We start from the raw sequence: 22,211 nt of genomic DNA on the forward strand, positions 1-22,211 counted from the left end.
TGAGAGAGCGTCGGAGGTAAACCCGCGGGAAGTGGGAGAGCGTTGGGGAAAAGCCCGCGGGAAGTGGGAGAGCGTTGGGGAAAAGCCCGCCGGAAGTGGGAGAGCGTCGGGGTCCGCCGTTGGGCCTAGCCGGTGTTGCGCAGGCCTGCCGCTACTCCGTTGACGGTGATGAGCATGGCCCGCTGAAGGCGTTCGTCGACCTCGGCGCCGGAGATGGTCCCCTCCTGCGCACCCTCCCGCACGCGGCGAAGGAGCTCCACCTGGAGGTAGCTGATGGGGTCGAGGTACTGGTCACGGATTTCCAGCGAGCGCTTCAGCGTGGGCTGGGCGTCCAGGAGCACGTTCTCGCCCGTGAGGTTCTGGATTTCGGCGACGGTGAGCGCATATTCCTCCCGGATGGCCCGGAAGAGGTGGTGCAGTTCCTCCGGAACCAGGGTGTCCACGTAGTAGCCGGCGATGTCCATGTCCGTCTTGGCCAGCGTCATCTCCACGTTGGACAACACCGAGCGGAAGAAGTGCCAGCCGTGCATCATCTCCACGAGCTGGGCCGAGTTGCCGGCTTCACGGGCCGCCTTCAGCCCGGAGCCCACGCCGAACCAGCCGGGCACAATCTGCCGGGACTGGGTCCAGCCGAACACCCACGGGATGGCCCGCAGGCCGCCGAGGCCCGCTCCGGAATCGGGACGCTTGGACGGGCGCGAACCAATGTTCAGCGAACCCAGCTGCTCCACCGGGGTGGAGGCCAGGAAGTACGCGGGCAGGTCGGGGTCGTCGATCAGGCTGCGGTAGCGGGCAAAGGCGGCGTCGGAGATGGTCTCCATGACGTGCCCGAAGCGCTCCCGCTGGTCATCGGACGTGCGCGGGGTGCGGTGCAGGGCGGAACCCTGCATGACGGCGGCCAGGGACAGCTCCAGGTTCTCGCGGGCCAGTTCCGGCAGCGAGTACTTGTCCGAGATGACCTCGCCCTGTTCGGTGAACTTGATTTCGCCTTCGAGGACGCCGTTCGGCTGGGCCATGATCGCGTCATAGGTGGGTCCGCCGCCGCGGCCCACCGAGCCGCCGCGGCCGTGGAACAGCCGGACCCGGACCCCGTGCTTGGCCGCAATGTCGCGGAGCTTGCGCTGGGTCTTGTGGATCTCCCACTGGCTGGTCATCACGCCGGACTCCTTGTTGGAGTCCGAGTAGCCGAGCATGACTTCCTGGACGTCGCCGCGCAGCCGGACCAGTTCGCGGTAGGAAGGATCGGACAACAGCTGGTCCACGATCTCGGCCGAAGCACGCAGCTCCTCCACGGTCTCCAGCAGCGGCGCGAAGCCGATCTTGGCGTACGGGGCATCCCCGAAGAGGCTGACCAGCCCGGCCTCGCGGGCCAGGACGGCCGCGGCCAGGACGTCGTCCGCGCCGCGCGTCATGGAGATGATGTACGTTTCGATGACGTCGGGGCCGTAGGTGCGCAGGGCGCGCCGGATCTCACGGAAAACGTCGTACGTGCCGTCAGCGACGCCGTCGAGCTTGATCGGGTGGCCGGACAGCGGACGGCGGGACGCCAGTTCCGCGCTCAGTACCTCGAGGCGCTCGTCGCGGGTCAGTTCCGCGTACCGGATGCCGGGCCCGCCGAGGCGGTCCATGAGCTGCCCGACGGCGTCATGGTGGTGGTCGGCGTGCTCGCGGATGTCCAGCGTGGCCAGGTGCAGGCCGAAGGACGCGATGGCCCGCCGGACCCGGGCCAGGGCGCCGTCGGCGGCGAGGGACGCCGAGTGGTTCCGCAGCGAGAGTTCCAGCAGCTCCAGCTCCGAGATGAGTTCCTCGGTGGACATGTAGTCCCGGCCGGGCTGGTGGGCGGAACCTGCAGCCACGCGCTTGCCGGTGTTGATGAGCTTGGCCTTGATGCAGGTCAGCTTGAGCCGGTACGGTTCCTGGGCGTTAAGCTCCAGGATGCGCCGGTCCAGGCCCGGCAGTTTCTCGAGGTCGGCGTCGATCGAATCGAGCAGCGTCTCGTCGGCGCCCGCCAGGGCAGTGGAGTTGGACAGGATGGAGATGAGCTCGTCGATCATGGCGATGCTGATCCGGACCGCGTGCTGGTTCTGCAGCTGGAGGATCTCGTGCGTGACCGCGGCAGTGACGTTGGGGTTTCCGTCGCGGTCACCACCGATCCACGAGCCGAACTTGATGGGGGCGTTCTGGGCCGGCAGGGTAACGCCGTGCTCACCGAGGAGCTCGGACAGGTCCGTGAGCATCTCCGGCAGGGCGTCGGTGAGGATGCTGCTCAGGTAGTAGATGGCGTTGCGGGCCTCGTCCACCGGCGTGGGCCGGACCTGGCGGAGCTCGTCCGTCTGCCACATCTGGTCGATGATCTCGGACAGCTGGCGGTCCTGGCGGCGGCGGCCCGACGTGCCTTCCTCGGTGGGCTCGGCCAGCACGTCGGAGAGCTTGCGGATCTTGTCCAGCACGGAGCGGCGCGAGGCCTCGGTGGGATGTGCGGTGAAGATGGGGCGCACATCGAGTTCATTGACCACGTCCTGCAGCACGGCAGGGCCGGCCTGGCCGGCGATGTCAGACACCGCCTTGGCCAGCCAGCCATCCTTCTCCTGCCGCGTGCGCAGGCCGCGGACCCGGTGGACCTGTTCGGCGGCGTTGGCCAGGTGGAAGTAGAAGGCGAAGGCCCGGACAAGGTCGGTCGCCTGCTCAAGCGGCAGGGAGGCGAGCAGTTCGCGGACCTGGGCAACGACGTCGTGCGCGCTCCACGGTCCGGTGGCGTCCGCGCCGCCCCGGGCGGCCTCCTTCGATTCCTTGGTAAGCAGGCGCACCTGTTCCACCAAGTCGAGGAGTTCGGGGCCGTGCTGGCGGACCAGCGACTCGCCCAGCAGGGTGGAGACGCGGCGCACGTCGGCGCGGAGTTCGGCGGCGAGATCTGTTTCTGAATTCATTGCAGTGTCAGCCATGGAAACTATCTTTCGAGGGTTCGGACTTGGCTCGTACACTGCGCTGGATACTGTGAGCCGGGTTACTTGTTCCTATGGGATGTTACCCGCAGCCGGCAGGAGGCCGGGAATATGTCTCAGATGCTGTCGCGCCCTTGAACATCTGCGGCGGGCCGCGGTAAGGGGCCGCGGCTAACTTCATCCGGCGTGGGTAATGGCCCATTTCCAAGGCTACGCAGCCAGCCGCCGGCCCGGCAGGGCCAAACAGGCGGCAGCGGCGGAATGAAGTCCCGCCGCTCCGGGTTGACCCCTAAGCTGGCCAGATCGACACCCACGTTGGAGGAACCATGAGCACCGCACCGGACGCCCTGCTGGAACGCTGGCGCCGCTTCCGCAGCAGCCGCAACACCGCCCTCGCCGCGGACTACGGCTGGCTGACGCTGACGTCATTCCAGTGGCTGGAAAGCCAGCCGTCCGCCGTCGACCTCGCGCCCGGTTTGTGGTCAACGGACGGCACGACGGCGGCGCTCACCGCCGCGGCGGCGGATGGGCTCACGCTGGTGGAAACGGGAGAGCCCGTGAACGGCACCGTCACCGCGCAACTAGCCGACGAGGAGTCCCTGATGTGGGTGCAGTTCGGCGGCGACGACGGCAAACAGGTGATGGTGGAGCTGGCCATGCGGGCCGACAAGTATGCCATCCGCACGCGCGATTCGAAGTCGCCGGTGTTCACCGAGTTCGACGGCGTACCCACCTTTGATTACCGCCCGGACCTGGTGGTTGAGGCGCGGTTTGAGGCGTTTGCCGAGCCGGAGGACGTTCCGATTGCGACCGCGAACCCGCTGGTGGACGGCGTGCACCGGAGCGTCGGCGAGCTGGTGTTCCGGCTGCCCGGCAAGGACCACGAATACCGGCTTCACGCCGAGGAGGAAAAGCTCGGAGCCCTGACCGTCACGTTCCACGACGAAACCAACGGCGAAATGACCGACGAGTGGCGCAAGGTATCCACCGCGCGCCCCAGGCCCGACGGAACCGTCATCCTGGACTTCAACCGCGCTATCAACTACCCCAGTGCCTTCACGCCCTACGGCACCTGCCCCATGCCGGTGAAGAACAACAGCCTGGACGCCCGGATCGAAGCCGGCGAAAAGCAACCAGCCCTGACCGACTGAGCGCGAACGGACATCTAAGCCCCCGCCTCCTGAGCGCGAACTGGCAGCTGATGACCTCAAACCCCGGTTTTGAGGTCATCAGCTGCCAGTTCGCGCCGGTCCCGGGCCGCGTGCGGAGGCTCAGACGATCGCGGACACTCCGGTGACGGCGCGGCCCACGATGAGCGTGTTGATTTCGTAGGAGCCCTCGTAGGTGTAGATGGCCTCGGCGTCGGCGAAGATCTTGGCCATCCGGTAGTCCGTGACGATCCCGTTGCCGCCCAGCAGAGACCGGCCCATGGCCACGGTTTCGCGCATCCTGGCCGAGGTGTACGACTTGGCCAGGGCAACCTGTGCCATGTCCGCCGCGCCGCGGTCCTGCAGCTGCGCGATCCGCACCATCATGCCCATACTGGCGACGGCGTTGCCCAGCATGGTGACCAGCTGCTGCTGGATGAGCTGGAACTTCGCGAGCGGTCGGCCGAACTGCTGGCGCTCGACGGCGTACTGCCGGGCGACGTCGAACGCGGCCAGCTGCTGCCCCACCGCCTGCCACGCCACCATGATCCGCGACCCGCGGAGGAGGGCGTTGGTGTCCTCGAAGCCGTTGATTCCGGCAAACCGGTCTGCCTCGGCGACGCGGACATCCTCGAACACGATGTCCGCGTTCTGCACCGTGCGCAGCGCAATCTTGTTCTCGATCCGGCTCCGGCTCACGCCCGGCAGGGCTGCATCCACAATGAAGCCGCGGATGGCGCCGTCGGCCTCGTCCCTCGCCCATACCAGCATGTAGTCGCAGAACGTCCCGTTCCCGATCCACCGTTTGGCGCCGTTGAGCACCCAGCAGTCACCGCCGTCGTCGGCAGCTCCCGTCAATCCCGATACCCGGCGCGCCCGGGTTTCCATGCCGCCGGCGACGTCCGAGCCGTGCCCGGGCTCGGTCAGGGCGAAGGCGCCCGTGGTCCGCAGGTTCGAAGCGTCGTCCAGCAGGCGCTTCTGCTGATCCTCCGAGCCGAATTCGTAGAGCGACTCCACGAAGAGATCGTGATGGACCAGGAAGAATGTGGCGATCGAGGTGTCCACGCGCGTCATTTCCGCGATCACCACACCGGCAAACAGATGGCTGTACCCGCGCTGGGCCGGCGTGCTCAGCTCCAGCGCAGCGAGCTTCGGCAGTATGTGTGCGGGGAACTCGGCCCTGTTCCACCATTCCCCCGCGTACGGTGCGATCTCCGTGGCCAGGAACTCCCGCAGCTCCTGGAGCTTCCGCTGTTCGGGGACGCTGAGCAGCGACTCGTAGTCGAAGAAGTCGGCAGTGGGCAGGGCCTCAACCCCGGTGGCCTGCGTCACTTCGGGCCCATCCGGATGGCGCCGTCAAGGCGGATGGTTTCGCCGTTGAGCATGGCGTTGTCCACGATGTGCGCGGCGAGGTTGGCGTACTCGGCCGGCCGGCCCAGGCGCGACGGATGCGGCACCTGCTTCCCCAGCGAATCCTGCGCTTCCTGGGGCAGGCTGGCCATCATGGGCGTCTCGAAAATGCCCGGCGCGATGGTCACCACGCGGATCAGGGAGCGGGCCAGTTCGCGGGCCAGCGGCAGGGTCATGGCCGCCACCGCGCCCTTCGAAGCGGCATAGGCGGGCTGGCCGATCTGGCCGTCGAACGCGGCCACGGAGGCCGTGTTGATGATGACGCCACGCTCCTCACCGCCCAGCTCCGTGACAGCGGGTTCCGTCGCCGCCATCGCCGCGGCTGCCAGCCGGACGACGTTAAAGGTGCCCACGAGGTTGATCTGGATGACGCGGTTGAAGGTTTCCAGCGGCAGAACGCCGTCGCGCCCCAGCACCTTCCCTGGCGTGGCCACACCGGCGCAGTTCACCACGATGCGCAGCGGACCCAGTTCTGCCGCGGCGTCGACGGCGGCCTGCACCTGGCGCTCGTTGGTCACGTCCGTGGGAACAAAGACTGCAGTGTTTCCGGCAGCCGCGCCGGCCTGCCCGGCGGTGCCGGTCTGCCCCGCAGCGGCCGCGCCGGCCTGCTCGTCGGCGTCCGTGCCGGCGCTGCTCGCGTTCAGTTCGGCGGCATAGGCGGCTCCGGCCGAGGACCCCAGATCCGCGAGCACGACAGACGCACCGGCATCGAACAGCCTCCGGGCCGTGGCGGCGCCCAGGCCGGACGCCCCGCCCGTGATCAGCGCGACGGAACCCTTGATGTCCATACATCCTCCTTGATGTGGAACCGGCCTCCGGCCGCGAACATTAGTTAGTGCATGTTAACTGAAAGTGCACCCGGGCGCACCCTCGCCCTGCGGTTGCGGCCATTCGCTAGGCTGGCATCATGACGCAGCCCGACGCCGAGTCCGCCCGCGGAGCCACGGCTCATCCGGACCAGGCCGGCCCTGCCGCCGAACCCGGAACCGGCCAGCCCGACAACACAGTGGCCACAGCCGCCGGGAATCAGGCACCGGCGGACCAGGCGCCCGGGAACCAGGCACCCGCGGATCAGGCTCCCGAGAAGGAGCCACCCGCACCGGCGGACCAGGCGCCCGCGCCCGCCGCTCCTGCGGACTGGGCAGCGCGCGCCGACACAGCCGCCCGCTCGGTGACCAGGCTGTTCGGCCAGCGGCTGTTCTTCCTGCCCGGCACCCACATCGCCGCCATCACCCGCCCCTCCAGCCGCCTGAAAAACCTCGCCCGCCCGTGGCACTACTGGTGGCAGGCACACTATGTGGACTGCCTCGTGGACACCGGCCGCCGCGAACTCGGAACCGCAGGCCAACCGCCGTCGAAGTTCGACGGCGAACGCTGCCCCGGTGCGGGCCGGCTCGCTTCGCGCCTGGTCACCGGCATCCGGCTGCGCAACTTCCTGACATACGTCAACAGCTACTACGACGACATGGCCTGGCTGGCACTGGCCAGTCTCCGGCTGGAGCACTTGGCGGAGGAGAGCCGCAGGCCAAGCCGGTGGCGCCACGGCCGCATCCGGAAGAGCCTGACGCTGCAGTTCGATTCAGCATCCACGGACGACCTCGGCGGCGGCACATTCTGGAGCACGAAGAGGGACTTCAAGAACACCCCCGCCACGGCACCCGTAGCCCTGTACTACGCCCGCACGGGCAACCCGGTCAAGGCACAGGCCCTGCTGGACTGGCTCGATGCCAAGCTATTCGATCCCGGCCGCGGCCTCTACCTGGACGGGCTCCGGATCAACGCCGCGGGCGAAGCGGTCCTGGTGGACGCCGTCTACACCTACAACCAGGGCCCGGTCCTGGGCGCCCTGCTGGAACTCGGCGGCACCGCCAACCTGGCACGGGCGGCGGAAGTGGTGGACGCCGTGGCGCGGCACCTCACCATCCCCGGAGGCGGGACACCGGAGGCCGGGGCAACGGATGCCGGAACAGCTGCCGACCCTGCGGGCACGGACGCACCATTCACCGGAACTTCAGGCTCCGCCGTCCTCCGCTGTGACGGGACGGGCGACGGCGGCCTGTTCACCGGGATTTTGGCGCGGTACCTGGCGCTCGCCGCCCGCGACGGACGCCTGCCCGAGCCGACCCGGGCAACCGCCGCGCAACTGGTTCGGGACACCGCCGAGGCATTCTGGGCCGGCCGGAGAAGCATTTCCCCCGGCGAAGCGCTGGCGAAACACGGCCGGCCGGACAGCCTGATCTTCTCGTTCGAGCCGGCGCTGCCGGCGAGTTCCACCTATCCGCCGGGCGCCGCCGTCGAACTTTCCACCCAGCTCCAGGCGTGGATGACGCTCGAAGCGGCAGCGTCCATGTCCACCGGCGTGCGCTAGCCGCCGCGCGCTAGGCGGAGCCCGCCCGCCTATGCCGCCAGCGGGCGCCGGGACCAATTACGGCACGCAACAGTTACGTAATTGATGTGATCCTCCTCACTTAAGTCCTCAGCGGCTTGGATGCTTAGGTTTGGCTAACCTACAGTTTTCGAAGTGAGCTATGCCTAACTTCCCCAGCTCATCAGGACCCCGGTCCACCAGACTTTTGCAGAAAGAAGCCCCGATGAAGATCCGCAACAACGCGCTGGCCGGCATCGCACTCGCAGCCACCGCAGCCCTCGGCCTGTCTGCCTGTGGCGGCTCCCCCGCCCCCGCCGGCACCGCCTCCCCAGCAGCCACCAACGGCGAGATCACGGTCTACAACGCCCAGCACGAAAGCCTCACCAAGGAATGGGCCGACGCCTTCACCGCTGAGACGGGCATCAAGGTCACGCTGCGCCAGGGGTCGGACACGGAGATGTCCAACCAGATCGTCCAGGAGGGCGCTGCTTCCCCGGCCGACGTGTTCCTCACCGAGAACTCCCCCGCGATGGCGCAGGTGGAAAACGCCGGTCTGTTCGCCGACGTCGACAAGGACACCATCGCCCAGGTTCCCGAGGAATTCCGCCCCTCCACCGGGAAGTGGACCGGGATTGCAGCCCGCTCCACGGTGTTTGTCTACGACAAGACCAAGCTGACCGAAGACAAGCTGCCCAAGTCCATGCTTGACCTGGCCAAGCCGGAGTGGAAGGGCAAGTGGGCCGCATCGCCCGCCGGCGCCGACTTCCAGGCGATCGTCTCCGCCCTCGTCGAGCTCAAGGGCGAAGCCGCAGCCGAGGCATGGCTCAAGGGCATGAAGGAAAACTTCACCGCTTACAAGGGCAACAGCACCGCGATGAAGGCAGTGAACGCCGGCGAAATTGATGCCGCGCTCATCTACCACTACTACTACTACGGCGACCAGGCCAAGACCGGCGAGAACTCCAAGAACGTCACGCCGTACTACTTCAAGAACCAGGATCCGGGCGCCTTCGTTTCCGTGTCCGGCGGCGGCGTGCTGAAGTCCTCCAAGAACGCAGAGAAGGCCCAGGCATTCTTGAAGTTCGTCACCGGCAAGAAGGGCCAGGAAGTCCTGCAGAAGGGCACCTCCTTCGAATACGCCATCGCTTCCGAGGTCCCGGCCAACGAGAAGCTGGTCCCCATCAAGGACCTCCAGGCCCCCACGGTGGACCCGGCCAAGCTGAACTCCCAGAAGGTCACCGATCTGATGACCAAGGCAGGACTGCTGTAATTCAGTGACCACCGATCTATCGGCGCCGGAGACTTCCGGAAGCACGACGACGGCGGGCAGGGGCAAGCGCCCCCGCCCGCCTTTCGGCGTTTCAGCGGTAGCCGTCCTGGCCGTGCTGATCGCCCTATTTTCGCTCGTTCCGCTCGGCTACGTCGTCTTCATGACCGCCGCCACCGGCTGGGAAACCGCCGCCGGACTGATCTTCCGCGAACGCGTGGGAGAGCTGCTGCTGAACACCGTGCTGCTGATGCTCCTCACGGTTCCGCTGTGCCTTGTGCTGGGGGTCGGCGGCGCCTGGCTCGTGGAGCGGACCAACCTGCGCGGCAACAAGATCTGGGCCGTGCTGCTCGCGGCTCCGCTGGCCATCCCCGCCTTCGTCAACAGCTACGCGTGGGTGTCCGCCGTGCCGTCCCTGCAGGGCCTGTTTTCCGGCGTTCTGATCGCCACGCTGTCCTATTTCCCGCTCGTCTACATCCCCGCCGCGGCCACCCTCAGCAGGCTAGACCCGGCCGTGGAACAGTCCGCAGCTTCCCTGGGGCTCGGGGCCTGGCGGGCGTTTTTCCGCGTCGTCCTCCCGCAGCTCCGCATTGCCATGACGGGCGGGGCGCTGCTGGTCGCGCTGCACCTGCTCGCAGAATACGGCGCGTTCGCCATGATCCGCTTCGACACGTTCACCACCGCCATCATGGTGCAGTACCAGTCCACGTTCAACGGAACGGCCGGAAACATGCTGGCCAGCGTGCTCGTGTTCTTCTGCCTGCTCCTGCTGCTGGCCGAGGTCCGCAGCCGCGGCACCGCCAGGTACGCCAGGGTGGGCTCGGGCGCCCAGGCCAAGGCGCTCAGGCTTCCGCTGCACCTCTACGAGCTCCCTGCCCAGTTGTTCCTGCTTGCGCTCACCGCCCTGGCCTTCGGGCTTCCGCTGGTCTTTGTGCTGCGCTGGCTCATCGCCGGCGGCGCTGACATCTGGACCGCCGACGAATTCATCCCCGCCCTGCTGCAGACCCTCGGCTACGGCCTGGCCGGCGCCGTAGTGACCACCGTCGTCGCGTTCCCCATGGCGTATCTCGCCGTGCGGCACGCCAGCTGGTTCAGCAAGGCGCTGGAGCTTTCCAACTACGTCACAAGCTCCATGCCCGGAATCGTGGTCGGCCTCGCCTTCGTCACGGTCAGCATCCGGCTGGTCCCCGGCGTGTACCAGACCTCGGGGGTCCTGATCGCGGCCTACGTGCTCCTGTTCCTTCCGCGGGCCCTCGTGAACATCCGTGCCGGGCTGGCCCAGGCGCCCAAGGAGCTTGACGAGGCGGCCCAGGCCCTGGGCAGTCCGCCGCTACTGTCCTTCCTCCGCGTCACGCTGCGGCTGACGGCCCCGGCCGCGGCGGGCGGCGCGGCGCTCGTCTTCCTGGCCATCGCCAACGAGCTCACGGCCACGCTGCTCCTCTCCCCCAACGGCACACGAACGCTCGCCACGGAGTTCTGGAGCAAGAGCAGCGAAATCGACTATGCCGGCGCCGCGCCCTATGCCCTGCTCATGATCGTAATCTCGGCCCCCATGACCTATTTGCTCTTCCAGCAGTCCAAGAAAGTAGCGGGACAGTGACCGAACAATCCCCGTCCAGGCTCCCGGAACCACGGATCTCAGCATCAGTGGCGCCCAGCACCAACAGCCACCTGGAGATCGACTCGGTCACCAAGAACTTCGGTTCCCAAGCCGTCCTGAAAGGCGTCAACCTGTCCGTGGCCAAGGGCGGGACCACCGCCATCGTGGGCCCCTCCGGTTCCGGCAAGACCACCCTCCTTCGCCTAATCGCAGGCTTCGAACACCCCGGCACCGGCACCATCATGCTGAACGGCAATCCGGTAGCTGGCAACGGCGTCTGGAAGCCGGCTCACAAGCGCCACGTCGGATACGTGGCCCAGGACGGTGCCCTGTTCCCGCACCTCACCGTGGGCCAGAACATCGCCTTCGGGCTCAGCGCCGCAAAGCTCGACGGCGGCCGCCGCGCCGTTTCGGCCCGGGTCAACGAGCTGCTGGAAATGGTCTCCTTGGACACCGCCATGGCCAAGCGGCGCCCGCACCAGCTGTCCGGCGGCCAGCAGCAGCGGGTGGCCCTGGCACGCGCCCTGGCCCGTGAGCCCGAACTCATGCTCCTGGACGAGCCGTTCTCCGCCCTGGACGCCGGCCTCCGGGTGGCCACGCGCCGGGCCGTGGCCAAGGTGCTCAACGAGGCCGGCGTGACCACCATCCTAGTGACCCACGACCAGGCGGAAGCCCTGTCCTTCGCCGACCAGGTGGCCGTCATGCGCGGCGGCAAGCTGGCGCAGATCGGCAACCCGTTCATCGTCTACACCCGCCCGGCGGACCGTGCCACTGCCGAATTCCTCGGTGACGCCGTGATCCTCGACGCCTGGATGGAGGGCTCGCTGGCCACGTGCTCACTCGGCGGCATCCCCGTCCGGCGCCCCCCGGCTCAGGGCCGCGTCCAGCTGATGCTCCGTCCGGAGCAGATCCGCATTGCCGAGGACGGGCCCATCCGCGGCGTGGTGGTGGACACCGACTACTTCGGCCCCGAAACCACCGTGCGCCTGAAGCTGGCCGTGCCGCCGAAGCTGGCCGGAGCCATGCCGGACCACCGTTACCCCGGCGGCGGCGAAGTGATCACCATCCGGCACTGGAACGCGTCGATCGCCCAGCCCGGCACCGAGCTGTGCCTGCGCGTGGTGGGCGAAGCGGTGGCGTTCCCCATCGACGCCGACTGAGCCCGTTCCCGCCAGTTGAGGCTGTCGAAATCCCTGCGCCAGCGGGTCCCGCGTAGGCTGGGCGCATGAGCGTTCAGCTGGGTCTCCATCGCCAGTACTGTTCCGTGGCCGCGCCAACCCAGCTGTGGCTCGATGCCGACGGCCGGCTTTCCGGGGGCTCCACCTTTAGCGGCCTACTCCATGGGGACACGCGCATGCTCTGCCAGGCATCAGTTACCGTGAACGGACTGGAGCCCGAGCAGGTTTCTGTTGACCCGGCACCCGGCGGCGTCCTGCGGGTCCGCGGCCTCATCTGGGGCATCGCGGGGCAGGCGGCAGATCCCGCCATCGAAGTTCTCCAGACCTGGACAGTGACACCGGGCGTGGTCCGCCACACGCTGCGCATAAGTACTTCACTGGAGGAGCTCGCCGCCGAGGTCGCCGTGGAGTTCTCTGCCGATTTCACCGACCTGGCAAACATCCGTCTGGGCCGTTTCCGGGATCCCCAAGAACCGGCCGCGGATGACACGGTGCTGCGCTGGCACGACGACAGCAGGAGCCTTACCGTCTCGGCCCCCGGCAGTGCCGGGTCCGGCCGCCGGTTGGTTTGGCGGGGTACCGCCGGACGAGGCCGGCCCTACGAAGCGGAATGGCAGGCCGTCCTGGATGACCACGGCAGTGTCCTCGTGCCCGCCGCGCCCGCCTCCCTCACCTTCCCGTCCCATGCCGTCCCCACCGGAGCCCTGCATACCCTCCTCGAGAACTCACTGGACGAGCTCGACGGCCTGCGCCTGGCAACGCGCCAACTGCCCGACGCGCCCTTCATCGCCGCCGGCGCCCCCTGGTACTTCACGCTCTTCGGCAGAAGCTCATTGTGGACCGCGCGCATGCTGCTGCCCCTCGACGCGGCACTGTCCGCGGGCACGCTCCGCGTACTCGCGGAGTTCCAAGGCACTGAGTCCGATCCGGAGGCTGCTCAGGAGCCCGGAAAGATCCTGCACGAACTGCGCTCCAAGGAGCTCGTTCTGGAAAGCGAGGGGCTCCGCCTTCCGCCCCGGTATTTCGGCGCTGTGGATTCCACGCTCCTCTGGCTCTGCCTGCTGGCCGAACTGTGGCATACCGGCAAGGAAGACGACGTGGTCCGTGCCCTGCTGCCAAACGCCCGGAGGGCTGTGGAGTGGCTTCTCACCGCCGGCAGCCCCGACGGGCGAGGCACCGGCTTCCTGACGTACTTGGACACCGCCGGCAACGGGCTCCGCAACCAGGGCTGGAAGGACTCCGCGGAGGCCCTGCAGTTCCGGGACGGCCGCCGGGCTGGCGGCCCCATCGCCCTGGCCGAGGTTCAGGGCTACGCCTATCAGGCAGCACTCGCCGCTGCGGAGCTCTTCGAAGCCACCGCTGGGGAAGTTGGCGATCCTGTTTCGCATGCCCTGCGGGATTTTGCGTCAGGCCTGCAGCAGCGGTTCCGCGAGCGCTTCTGGGTGGTGGATGGCGCCGGAAGTTTTCCGGCCATGGCATTGGACGGAAGCGGCACGCCGCTGGACGTCCCCGCTTCCAACATGGGCCACCTGCTCGGCACGGACCTCCTGTCGCCGGAGGAGGCGCGGCTCGTTGCCGACCGGCTCCTCGGCGCCGAACTCTACACCGGCTACGGCCTCCGCACGATGTCGAACCGGGCCGCCGGCTTCTGGCCCTACAGCTACCACTGCGGTTCTGTGTGGACCCACGACACCGCCATAGCTATCCGAGGACTCCTCGCTGAAGGCTTCACGTCAGAGGCCCGCACGCTGGCGGAAGGCCTGCTGACGGCATCGGAATCCTTCGGGAACCGTCTGCCTGGACTCTTCGCCGGAGTTCCCGCGTCCCAGACCGGATATGCGGTGCCGTTCCCTGCGTCCTGCCGTCCGCAGAACTGGTCGTCAGCCGCGGCCGTGGTGGTGGCGCAGGCGCTCGGCGCCTTGGCCTGAGGGGCAGCTCTGGCCTGACCGGCACGCGCCGGGACCTGACGCCCATTCGCCGCGGTCTGACTCCTACCGGGCGGGGGCCCGACTCCTACCGGGCCGTTGCCAGCGGCGTGTACTTGAACGATTTCAGGGTGACCTTGCCGCTGGTGGTGGCTGCGCTGACCGTGTGCTGTCCCTCCCGGGGGAACACCAGCGAGGTCAGGGTCTGCTCCCCGCCGTTGACGAACACCTCCACCGAGGAATAGTCCACGAAGACGGTCAGCTCCACGCTCCCCCGGCCCGGGGCGTTCGAGTTGGGCGGCGGGCTCTGCGCGGTTCGCCGGTCGGTGAAGACCGGGCCCAGCGCCTGCGCCCCGGGCACGACCGCGGCCCTGGACAGCGAGGCCGTGCCGTCCGCGAAGTTGTACCCGACTGTGGCGAAGTCCGCCGCGCCGCTGCCCAGCTTCAGCAGAGCCTCCGCACCGTCGTCGGCCTGCGTCCTTTCCAGGGTGACATCCAGCCGGTAGGCGCCGCTGCCGGGGGCCGGAAGGTCCCCGGCACCGCCGGGAGTGACGGGCCGGTTGTCCGCTGTCTTGGAGGTGCCTTCCAGGGCCGACATGGCGCCGGTGGGCGCCGAGACCAGGGAGGGCCTGCCCTGGACGGTCTTGAGGCGGATGTCCCGCACGATCGAGTTGGCGCCGCCCTGCCAGTCGGTGGTGGGTAGCTGGCGGGCGTAGGTCCAGTTGTTCATCCAGCCGATGGCGTGCCGGGACGCCGTCCGCTCGTTGTCCGGAAGCCGGGGATCATCCCAGGTGACGGCCGCGTAGAAGTCTGATCCGGCGTCGAGCCACTGATGTTTCTCGTCAGCCGGGGTGAAGGTGGTCCCGTCCCAGGTTCCGGTCCAGTAGGCCACGCCCGTGGTCCGCCCCTCCCCGGAGCCGTTGGCACTCGCGGCCAGGACCCAGGTGCGCTTGGCCGGGTCGCCGTCGAGATCCAGCTGGAAGAGATCCGGGCATTCGAGGATGCCGAGGCCCTTGCGCTCGAAGCCGGAAACATAGCGCCAGTCTTTCAGGTCGGGCGAGGTGTAAAGGCCGATTTTCTCGCCTTCGGCCAGCGCCATGACCCACTGGTCCCTGGCCTCGTCACGGATGATTTTCGGGTCGCGCCAGTGCTCCTTGCCCGGGTTGTCCATCACGGGATTCCGGTCATACGCCTTGAACGTGTAGCCCTTGTCCGTGGAGTAGAACAGGGACTGGCGCTGAATGCCCTGGTCCTGCTGCGTCATCACGGCCACTACGGCACCTTTGCCGAAGCCTGCCGTGTTGTCATGGTCCACCACGGCGCTGCCCGTTTCGATGTCGCCCAGGCCGTTCTTGAACTTCTCAATGGCCACGCCTTCGTCCTTCCAGTGCACCAAGTCGGTGCTGGTGACGTGGTACCACTCCGTGCCGTTACCCTCCGGGTGGTCGGCGTTGTAGAGGTAGTAGTAGTGCCACACGCCGTCCAGCATGAACGGCCGCTGCGGATCGTTCATCCATTCCTTCGCGGGCGTCAGGTGGTAGGCGGGGCGGAACTGGGACGCCCCCTCGGGCCTGCTGAACGACTGCTGGGCGGGCGCGGGCGACGACTGGGCTGGCCCGGTCCTCTCCTGCTGGCCGGGCCAGCCGGCCAGGCCGACCGCCATGGCCACGGCCAGCACTGCCGTGAGGGCCGCCGCCACCGCAATCCAGGTGGCACGCGGGCCGAGCTTGCGTGGGGAAAACCGCTGCATGTCCGCCGATCGTTTTGGGAGTGGCATCAATTTTAGCGCGGCGGAGCTGGCCCTTCCCGTTCCGGTTCAGGCGCCCGCCTGGCCGGCAGGGCGCTTCTTCTGTGGATACACAGTCTCGCCCCGCGCCAGCATCTCCACGAATCCCGCAATTTTCCGCTCACGTGTGGACGCCTGTTTCACCGAGTTGGTGCGGTAGATCAGGGCGTAGCGGTTGACGGACGTCAGGACGTCGAACATAGCCTGGGCCTCCGGGACGGCGGCGATCGCGGCGGCAAGATCGGCAGGGACTTCCGCTGACGCCTGCCCCGAATACGCTGCTTCCCAGCGGCCGTCCGCCTTGGCGGCGTCGACGGCGGCCCGGCCCGCCGCCGTCATCCTGCCGGCGGCTTCGAGGTTCTCGATGCGGTCCACGTTCCGTGCCGACCAGACACTCTTGGGCCCGCGGCGCGTCATCCGCTGGAGGGAACTGTCGTCGTCGCGCCGTTTGCCCTGGCCGTCGATCCAGCCGAAGCACAGCGCCTCCTGCAGGGCGGCTTCGTAGTCCAGCTCCGTGATGCGGCCGCCCTTCTTGTGCAGCACCAGCCACACGCCCGGACTGGTGTCATGGTTCTGCTCCAGCCACGTGCGCCATTCAGCAGCATCCCTGACCAGGAGTTCCTCGAGTTCAACAGCCATGCGCCTATTCTGCCCCCGGTGCCACACGAATCAAGTCATGGCATTATGGCCATGTCTGCGCCGTTTCCGAATCCGAGGAGATCCCATGCTGCGTGTCCGCCCCATTCACTTCACTTCCCGGATGGAACCGTGGGAACGGCTCCTCACCGACCTGGGCTTGGCCAAAGCCACGGATGACGGCTCCTGGCGTGAGTTCGACGCCGGTTCGGGCCGGCTGGCGCTCCATCAGGCCGAGGCCGGCGCGGCGGAGGACGGCAGCACGGTCTTCGGCGTCGAAGTGGGCGACCTGGAGGAATTTGCCCGCCGAACGAATGAGGCCAGTGCTGAAACAGGCACCGCACCCGCCGAGCTCGTCCGGGCGGACCACGGCGATTCCTGCCGGATCATGGGGGCGGACGGGTTCAGCTTCTTCGCGGACAAAGCCGCCCACGGCGCCAACGGCGCGGACGCTGATCCGGCGCTCGCCGTCGTCGAAGTCTGGTTCACGGAGGACGCTGCCGCAGCCGCCAACACGCTGCGGAGCATCGGCGCCCGGTTCCGCCCCGTCCCCGACGACGACGAAACTGCCGACTTCACCGCGAAAAACGGCGGGGTACTGATGGTGCGCGTCGGTTCCGGCCCTGCGCGGTCCGGCCTGGGCTTCGAGTACGACGGCGACCTGGACACCTTGCGGGACCGCCTTGCCGCCGCGGGCCACGACGTCAGCATGACCGAGGAAGCCTTCGGGCGCACGCTGCATGTGGCCAACCCGGACGTCGCCGGCGAACCCGCTTCGGGTTCCCACGTGCCGCCCACGCTCTGGGTGTCAGCCAGGCGTCCGGCGTAGCCGGCTGCAGGTCAGTCAGCATCACGCCGTTGCAGAGCCGGCTGACCACTTCGGTGTGCATGGCCAGGCCGATATCCGGACCCAGGGCGGCGTGTCCCGCATGTCCGATCCGGACATGATCGACAAGATCATCGACGCCGTCTCCGTCCCGGTCATTGACGCCGCCCTGAGCATCTCCGCCATGCCGCGCTTGACGCGGCTGCTGCCTGCTAGGGGTGGAACCTGCGGACCAAGTTGAATCTTTCACCTTGGGAGGACGGTCTCTGTATCGGGGCCGCTGGGCCGGCTGTATGGCACGAAGAGCGTTGCAGCTGCGTATTACCCTGGAACCTGCGTGACGCGCTTTCGCGTGCGTTACGAGGTGGATGAGACAACGGAGGTCTGGCATCCGAGAGCTGGCAAGCGTAGCGTCGATCTGAGAATTGGTGGTGACGGCGGCAGCCTGACCTTCAGGGTCCATGGCACGCTGGTGCGGGTTTCTTGAGGGGGCCGGGATGGCTGGATGGAATGCCGACACCGGGGCCGGACCGTTGGGGGCCGGGTCGGTCACCTTGGTCGAGGGGTCGTCTTTCTGCATCTCCTTGCCGAACGGGGATATCCATCCCGAACATCCACATGGATTTTTCTTCCAGGACACGCGGATGCTGTCCGGCTGGAGCCTCACCGTCAATGATCGGCCGCTCGAGCCGCTGACCGCACAGACCCAGGAACCCTACCGGGCGCTGTTTGCCGGACGCGTTCCCCGCTCGGACGGGTACGCCGATAGCCCACTGATCGTGGAGCGGCTTCGCGAAGTGGGTGCCGGGATACAGGAGCAGATCACCGTCCGCAATTACTCCCCGCAACCGGCCGAATGCCTGATCTCCCTGAGGATTGAGGCGGATTTTGCGGATCTTTTCGAGGTCAAGGATGCCCGGATCCAGCGGCGCTGGGACGAAACCCGCCACGCGGACGGCGATGCGCTGACCATCCGGGCTGTCTGGCAGGATGTCCGAAAGGGCGTGGTTGTGCAGGCCCCTGGAGCAGACGTTGTGCCGGAGGCCATCACGTACCGCGTTTCCGTCGAAGCCCACGGCCAGTGGAGCTCTGTCCTCACGGTAATGCCAAGCGCTGAGGGTGTCAGTCCCGAGGACTTATTTGCCCGTGCTGACGGGGAAGGAATGTCCCCGCGGGACCGGCGCCGGCAGGAATGGGTGGCCAAGATCCCGGTGCTGCACATGGGAAACCGCTCCATCGAACGGACTTTGCGGCGCAGCTATGACGACTTGGGTGCCCTCCGCATCGAGGATCCGAACCATCCGGACCGCGTGGTCGTGGCCGCGGGCGCTCCCTGGTTCATGACCCTGTTCGGGCGCGACTCGCTGTGGGCCTCGGAAATGGCCATGCCGGTAGACCCCTCTCTGGCCTTGGGTACGCTGCAGACACTGGCAGACCGCCAGGGCGCCGTGGTGGACCCTGTGAGCGAGGAGGAACCGGGCAAAATCCTGCACGAGGTCAGGCTGGATGTTTCCAGCGGGCTATCCCTGGGAGGAAAGTCCACCTACTACGGCAGCGTCGACGCCACCCCGCTGTTCGTGCTGGTGCTCGGATCGGTCAGCCGCTGGGGATTCGCCGCGGACGCTATCGCCGCCCTGCTGCCGCACGCGGACCGCGCCCTGGAGTGGATACGTGATTACGGGGACAAGGACGGCGACGGGTTCGTCGAGTATGAGCGCCTCAACGACCGGGGGCTGATCAATCAGGGCTGGAAGGACTCCTGGGACGGGATCAACTTTGCCGACGGCCGCCTGGCCGAGCCGCCCATCGCGTTGTGCGAGGTGCAGGCGTATGTCTATGACGCTTACATGGCGCGCTCATGGATGGCGTACGACGCCGGCGACGTGGCTTTGGCGCGCGATTTCGCCGACCAGGCAGCGCGGTTGAAGAAACGTTTCAACGAACAATTCTGGATGCCGGACCGCGGGTACTACGCCATCGCGCTGGACCGCGACAAGCGCCCCGTCGATGCCTGCGCGTCCAACATGGGCCACTGCCTGTGGACAGGTCTGGTGGATGAGGATAAGGCCGGGCAGGTGGCCGAGCGCCTCATGTCCCCGGAGATGTTCAGCGGCTGGGGAGTGCGGACCCTCGCGAGCGACATGGGCGCCTACAATCCCGCGAGCTACCACAACGGATCGGTGTGGCCCCATGACAATGCTGTCATCGTGGCCGGTCTGATGCGCTATGGTTTTGTGGCGGAGGCGCAGCGGATCTCCACGGCCCTGCTGGAGGCAGCCGAGTATTCGGGCGGCCGGCTCCCGGAGCTGTTTTGCGGCTTCGGCCGGGACCAGTTTCCCGAGCCTGTCCCCTATCCGACGGCGTGTTCACCCCAGGCCTGGGCAGCGACCACACCGATCCTGCTGGTGACGAGCCTGATGCGCTATGACACCCACGTTTCCCGCGGAGGCTTCTGGATGGATCCCGTGCTCCCGGAGTCCTACGGCGATCTGCATATCACCAACGCGCCGATGGCCGGCGGCCGGATCACCATCGACATTGCCAACTCCGTCCCGTCCGTCCAGGGCCTGCCGGAAGGGATGGTGTTCCACCGCGGGCACCGGCCGTGGCTGACAGAACTCGTGGAGCAGGCCGGCCGGCGCGAAAAGGCTTAGCGCACCCGCCGGGCTGAGGACCGCCCCGAATCGCCGTCGACACCGTCGAACCGGCGGCAGTCCCCGCGGCTTGCCGGCTGCGACCAGCCCGCTCATCTCCGGGCTGGAGCCGCCACGCTTATGGTCCCTCACCTCCACGTCCTTTTATGAGCGCTACGACGCCTGATTCCTACCGATGACGGCCGCTGATAGCCACGGTTACGTCGTCTTTGGGCCGGCTCTGCCACAAGGTGGCCGGCGAAAGGTCCGTTTTGGGCGTTCAGAAGGACAGAAGACCAGGAGCTAAGCCTCTCGGTGTAAGCCGGCTTGCTCCACCAGTTCTGTCAAGTAAGGCCGTTGCCCCGGACGCAATTTAATTCCTTCTGGCAGCCCTTGAACAGAGGGGACGGAGTTGGCTATGTCGATGGTGATCCGGCCCCCAGCCACAGGGGCGTTGCTGATGTGCAGGTCGCCGTAAGACTCGGGCAGTACTGGATCCACCCATAGCCCGCCGAGGGAAACATGGGTGTCGTACCGCATCAGATTCGTCACCAGCCGGATGGGTGTGGTGGCCGCCCACGCCTGGGGCGAGCAGGCCGTCGGGTAGGGTACAGGCTCGGCAATCTGGTCCCGGCTGAAACCGCAGAACAGCTCCGGCAGGCGACCGTCGGAGAAATCAGCCGCCTCCAGCATGGCCGTGGAGATCCGCTGTGCCTCAGCTATGAAGCCGTACCGTAGCAGGCCGCTTGCGATGAGCGCATTGTCGTGTGGCCAGACCGAGCCGTTGTGGTAGCTGGCGGGGTTGTAGGCGCCCATGTCGCTCGCGAGGGTCCGCACGCCCCAGCCGCTGAACATCTCCGGAGACATCAGCCGTTCCACGACAAGCGGTGCCTTGTCCTCGTCGAGGAGGCCGTAGACCAGGCAGTGGCCCATGTTGGAGGCACAGGCGTCGACCTGACGCTTCTTGCTGTCCAATGCGATCGCGTAGTACCCGCGGTCAGGCATCCAGAATTGTTCGTTGAAACGTTTCTTCAACAGCGCTGCCTGGTCGGCGAAATCGCGCGCCAAAGCCAAGTCACCGGCGTCGTACGCCATCCATGCGCGCGCCGTGTACGCCGCATAAACGTAGCCTTGCACCTCGCAAAGCGCGATGGGGGGCTCGGCCAGGCGGCCGTCGGCGTAGTTGATTCCGTCCCAGGAGTCCTTCCAGCCCTGATTGACGAGCCCCCGGTCGTTGAGGCGCTCATATTCGACGAACCCGTCGCCGTCCTTGTCTCCGTAATCCCTGATCCACTCCAGCGCTCGGTCGGCGTGCGGCAGCAGGGCTGCGATGGTGTCCTTGGCGAATCCCCAGCGGCTAACCGATCCAAGCGCCAGCACGAACAGCGGAGTCGCATCCACGCTGCCGTAATAGATGGATTTTCCGCCTAGCGCCAAGCCACTGGAGACATCGAGCCGGACTTCGTGCAGGATTTTGCCGGGCTCCTCCTCGCTCATGGGATCCACCACGCTGCCTTGGCGGTCCGCCAACGTCTGCAGCGTACCCAAGGCCAGGGAGGGGTCCACCGGCAACGCCATTTCCGAGGCCAACAGCGAGTCGCGGCCGAACAGGGTCATGAACCAGGGCGCCCCGGCAGCCACCACAATGCGCTCGGGATGATTCGGGTCCTCGATGCGAAGGGCACCCAGATCGTCGTAGCTCCGCCGCAGAGTCCTTTCGATGGACCGGTTTCCCATGTGCAGCACAGGAATCTTCGCAACCCATTCCTGCCGGCGCCGGTCCATGGGAGACAATCCATCCTCATCCACATTATCGAACGACGGCGGGGGCGGACTTGCCGTTTCGTCGCTGGGCACGGCGGTGAGGAGCGTGCTCCACTGAGTGTGCGGCGCGATGGAGAGACGGTAGGAAAGGCCTTCCGGTGTGACGGCGGCACCGGGAGCCTGGACAAGAATGCTCTTCCGGATATCCTGCCAGGCACCCCTAATGGTCAGTGAATCACCGTCAACGTCCCGGGATTCATCCCAGCGCCGCTGGATCCGCGCCTCCTTGACTTCGAAGAGATCGGCGAAATCCGCCCCGATGCTCACATATATGACGCATTCGGCCGGGTCCACGGAGTAATTGCGGATAGTGACCTGCTCCTGGATGCCGGCGCCCACCTCACGCAGGCGCTCCACGATCAGCGGGCTGTCAGCGTACCCGTCAGAACGAGGGACGCGCCCCACAAACAGCGCCCGGTACGGCTCCTTCATCTCGGCTGCCAGGGCCTCAAGCGGCTGGCCGTTAACGGTCAGGTTCCAGCCGGACAATATCCGCGTGTCCTGAAAGAAGACCCCATGGGGGTGTTCGGGATGAATATCCCCATTGGGCAATGAGATACAGAAGGAGGATCCCTCTACCAGGGTGACCGTCCCGGCCCCTAACGGGCCGGCCGCTGTGTCAGCGTTCCATCCAGCCATCCCCGGTTCCTCCAACAAATTTGACCGCA

Annotated in this window: 14 protein-coding genes and 1 pseudogene; 9 read left to right on the top strand and 6 right to left on the bottom strand. The window is 67.1% G+C overall.

Annotated elements, in window-relative coordinates; translation table 11 throughout:
• Positions 1 to 125: 125 nt before the first annotated feature.
• Positions 126 to 2,942 carry a phosphoenolpyruvate carboxylase gene (gene ppc / locus CXQ90_RS15880; RefSeq protein WP_104140349.1) on the bottom strand — a complete coding sequence of 939 codons (2,817 nt, stop codon included), beginning with the start codon at positions 2,940 to 2,942 and terminating at the stop codon, positions 126 to 128.
• Between the two features lie 326 nt (positions 2,943 to 3,268).
• Here ppc and CXQ90_RS15885 point away from each other — a divergent pair, with 326 nt between their 5' ends.
• Positions 3,269 to 4,093: a DUF1684 domain-containing protein gene (locus tag CXQ90_RS15885; protein ID WP_104140350.1), complete on the top strand. Its 825-nt coding sequence runs from the start codon at positions 3,269 to 3,271 to the stop codon at positions 4,091 to 4,093.
• Between the two features lie 120 nt (positions 4,094 to 4,213).
• Here CXQ90_RS15885 and CXQ90_RS15890 read toward each other — a convergent pair whose 3' ends face one another.
• Both CXQ90_RS15890 and CXQ90_RS15895 read right to left on the bottom strand, forming a co-directional pair.
• A complete protein-coding gene (locus CXQ90_RS15890; protein ID WP_104140351.1) occupies positions 4,214 to 5,422 on the bottom strand; it encodes an acyl-CoA dehydrogenase family protein in 1,209 nt (402 codons plus the stop codon).
• On the bottom strand, positions 5,419 to 6,288 hold the full coding sequence (locus CXQ90_RS15895; protein WP_104140352.1) for an SDR family NAD(P)-dependent oxidoreductase: 870 nt from the start codon (positions 6,286 to 6,288) through the stop codon (positions 5,419 to 5,421). Before CXQ90_RS15895 ends, CXQ90_RS15890 begins: the two co-directional genes overlap by 4 nt.
• A gap of 119 nt (positions 6,289 to 6,407) precedes the next feature.
• On the opposite strand from CXQ90_RS15895, the gene CXQ90_RS15900 reads away from it, so the two are divergent.
• From CXQ90_RS15900 to CXQ90_RS15920, 5 genes are all read left to right on the top strand, one after another.
• Positions 6,408 to 7,868 carry a glycoside hydrolase family 76 protein gene (locus CXQ90_RS15900; protein WP_104140353.1) on the top strand — a complete coding sequence of 487 codons (1,461 nt, stop codon included), beginning with the start codon at positions 6,408 to 6,410 and terminating at the stop codon, positions 7,866 to 7,868.
• Positions 7,869 to 8,091: 223 nt separating this feature from the next.
• A complete protein-coding gene (locus CXQ90_RS15905) occupies positions 8,092 to 9,138 on the top strand; it encodes an iron ABC transporter substrate-binding protein (RefSeq protein ID WP_104140354.1) in 1,047 nt (348 codons plus the stop codon).
• Positions 9,139 to 9,142: 4 nt separating this feature from the next.
• Positions 9,143 to 10,735 carry an iron ABC transporter permease gene (locus CXQ90_RS15910; RefSeq protein WP_104140355.1) on the top strand — a complete coding sequence of 531 codons (1,593 nt, stop codon included), beginning with the start codon at positions 9,143 to 9,145 and terminating at the stop codon, positions 10,733 to 10,735.
• Positions 10,732 to 11,895, top strand: a complete 1,164-nt coding sequence (locus CXQ90_RS15915) for an ABC transporter ATP-binding protein (RefSeq protein ID WP_181038587.1) — start codon at positions 10,732 to 10,734, stop codon at positions 11,893 to 11,895. The genes CXQ90_RS15910 and CXQ90_RS15915 overlap by 4 nt, the downstream gene beginning before the upstream one ends.
• 65 nt (positions 11,896 to 11,960) lie before the next feature.
• Positions 11,961 to 13,841, top strand: a complete 1,881-nt coding sequence (locus tag CXQ90_RS15920; RefSeq protein ID WP_104140356.1) for a glycogen debranching N-terminal domain-containing protein — start codon at positions 11,961 to 11,963, stop codon at positions 13,839 to 13,841.
• Between the two features lie 85 nt (positions 13,842 to 13,926).
• On the opposite strand, the gene CXQ90_RS15925 is transcribed toward CXQ90_RS15920, so the two are convergent.
• Both CXQ90_RS15925 and CXQ90_RS15930 read right to left on the bottom strand, forming a co-directional pair.
• Positions 13,927 to 15,588, bottom strand: coding sequence for a glycoside hydrolase family 32 protein (locus CXQ90_RS15925; RefSeq protein WP_104140357.1), 1,662 nt, complete (start codon positions 15,586 to 15,588; stop codon positions 13,927 to 13,929).
• Positions 15,589 to 15,654: 66 nt separating this feature from the next.
• Positions 15,655 to 16,263, bottom strand: a complete 609-nt coding sequence (locus CXQ90_RS15930; RefSeq protein WP_104140358.1) for a YdeI family protein — start codon at positions 16,261 to 16,263, stop codon at positions 15,655 to 15,657.
• An 85-nt stretch (positions 16,264 to 16,348) separates the two neighbouring features.
• Between CXQ90_RS15930 and CXQ90_RS15935 the strand changes: the two genes are divergently transcribed.
• The 3 genes and pseudogenes from CXQ90_RS15935 (at position 16,349) to CXQ90_RS15945 (ending at position 19,740) form a co-directional block, all read left to right on the top strand.
• Positions 16,349 to 17,089, top strand: a complete 741-nt coding sequence (locus CXQ90_RS15935) for a hypothetical protein (RefSeq protein ID WP_104140359.1) — start codon at positions 16,349 to 16,351, stop codon at positions 17,087 to 17,089.
• A gap of 67 nt (positions 17,090 to 17,156) precedes the next feature.
• Positions 17,157 to 17,246: pseudogene (locus CXQ90_RS15940) on the top strand (pyridoxal 5'-phosphate synthase lyase subunit PdxS); the annotation flags it as partial.
• Between the two features lie 337 nt (positions 17,247 to 17,583).
• Positions 17,584 to 19,740, top strand: coding sequence for a glycogen debranching N-terminal domain-containing protein (locus tag CXQ90_RS15945; protein WP_104140360.1), 2,157 nt, complete (start codon positions 17,584 to 17,586; stop codon positions 19,738 to 19,740).
• A 282-nt stretch (positions 19,741 to 20,022) separates the two neighbouring features.
• On the opposite strand, the gene CXQ90_RS15950 is transcribed toward CXQ90_RS15945, so the two are convergent.
• Positions 20,023 to 22,182: a glycogen debranching N-terminal domain-containing protein gene (locus CXQ90_RS15950; protein ID WP_104140361.1), complete on the bottom strand. Its 2,160-nt coding sequence runs from the start codon at positions 22,180 to 22,182 to the stop codon at positions 20,023 to 20,025.
• Positions 22,183 to 22,211: the final 29 nt, after the last annotated feature.

The sequence above is a fragment of the Arthrobacter sp. ZGTC131 genome (assembly GCF_002929275.1).
Taxonomy (GTDB): Bacteria; Actinomycetota; Actinomycetes; order Actinomycetales; family Micrococcaceae; genus Arthrobacter.

Coding starts and splice junctions, on each gene's coding strand:
- CXQ90_RS15885 (WP_104140350.1), top strand. CDS start 3,269: ATGAGCACCGCACCGGACGCCCTGCTGGAACGCTGGCGCCGCTTCCGC.
- CXQ90_RS15925 (WP_104140357.1), bottom strand. CDS start 15,588: ATGCAGCGGTTTTCCCCACGCAAGCTCGGCCCGCGTGCCACCTGGATT.
- CXQ90_RS15920 (WP_104140356.1), top strand. CDS start 11,961: ATGAGCGTTCAGCTGGGTCTCCATCGCCAGTACTGTTCCGTGGCCGCG.
- CXQ90_RS15930 (WP_104140358.1), bottom strand. CDS start 16,263: ATGGCTGTTGAACTCGAGGAACTCCTGGTCAGGGATGCTGCTGAATGG.
- CXQ90_RS15905 (WP_104140354.1), top strand. CDS start 8,092: ATGAAGATCCGCAACAACGCGCTGGCCGGCATCGCACTCGCAGCCACC.
- CXQ90_RS15935 (WP_104140359.1), top strand. CDS start 16,349: ATGCTGCGTGTCCGCCCCATTCACTTCACTTCCCGGATGGAACCGTGG.
- CXQ90_RS15945 (WP_104140360.1), top strand. CDS start 17,584: ATGGCTGGATGGAATGCCGACACCGGGGCCGGACCGTTGGGGGCCGGG.
- CXQ90_RS15900 (WP_104140353.1), top strand. CDS start 6,408: ATGACGCAGCCCGACGCCGAGTCCGCCCGCGGAGCCACGGCTCATCCG.
- CXQ90_RS15950 (WP_104140361.1), bottom strand. CDS start 22,182: ATGGCTGGATGGAACGCTGACACAGCGGCCGGCCCGTTAGGGGCCGGG.
- ppc (WP_104140349.1), bottom strand. CDS start 2,942: ATGGCTGACACTGCAATGAATTCAGAAACAGATCTCGCCGCCGAACTC.
- CXQ90_RS15895 (WP_104140352.1), bottom strand. CDS start 6,288: ATGGACATCAAGGGTTCCGTCGCGCTGATCACGGGCGGGGCGTCCGGC.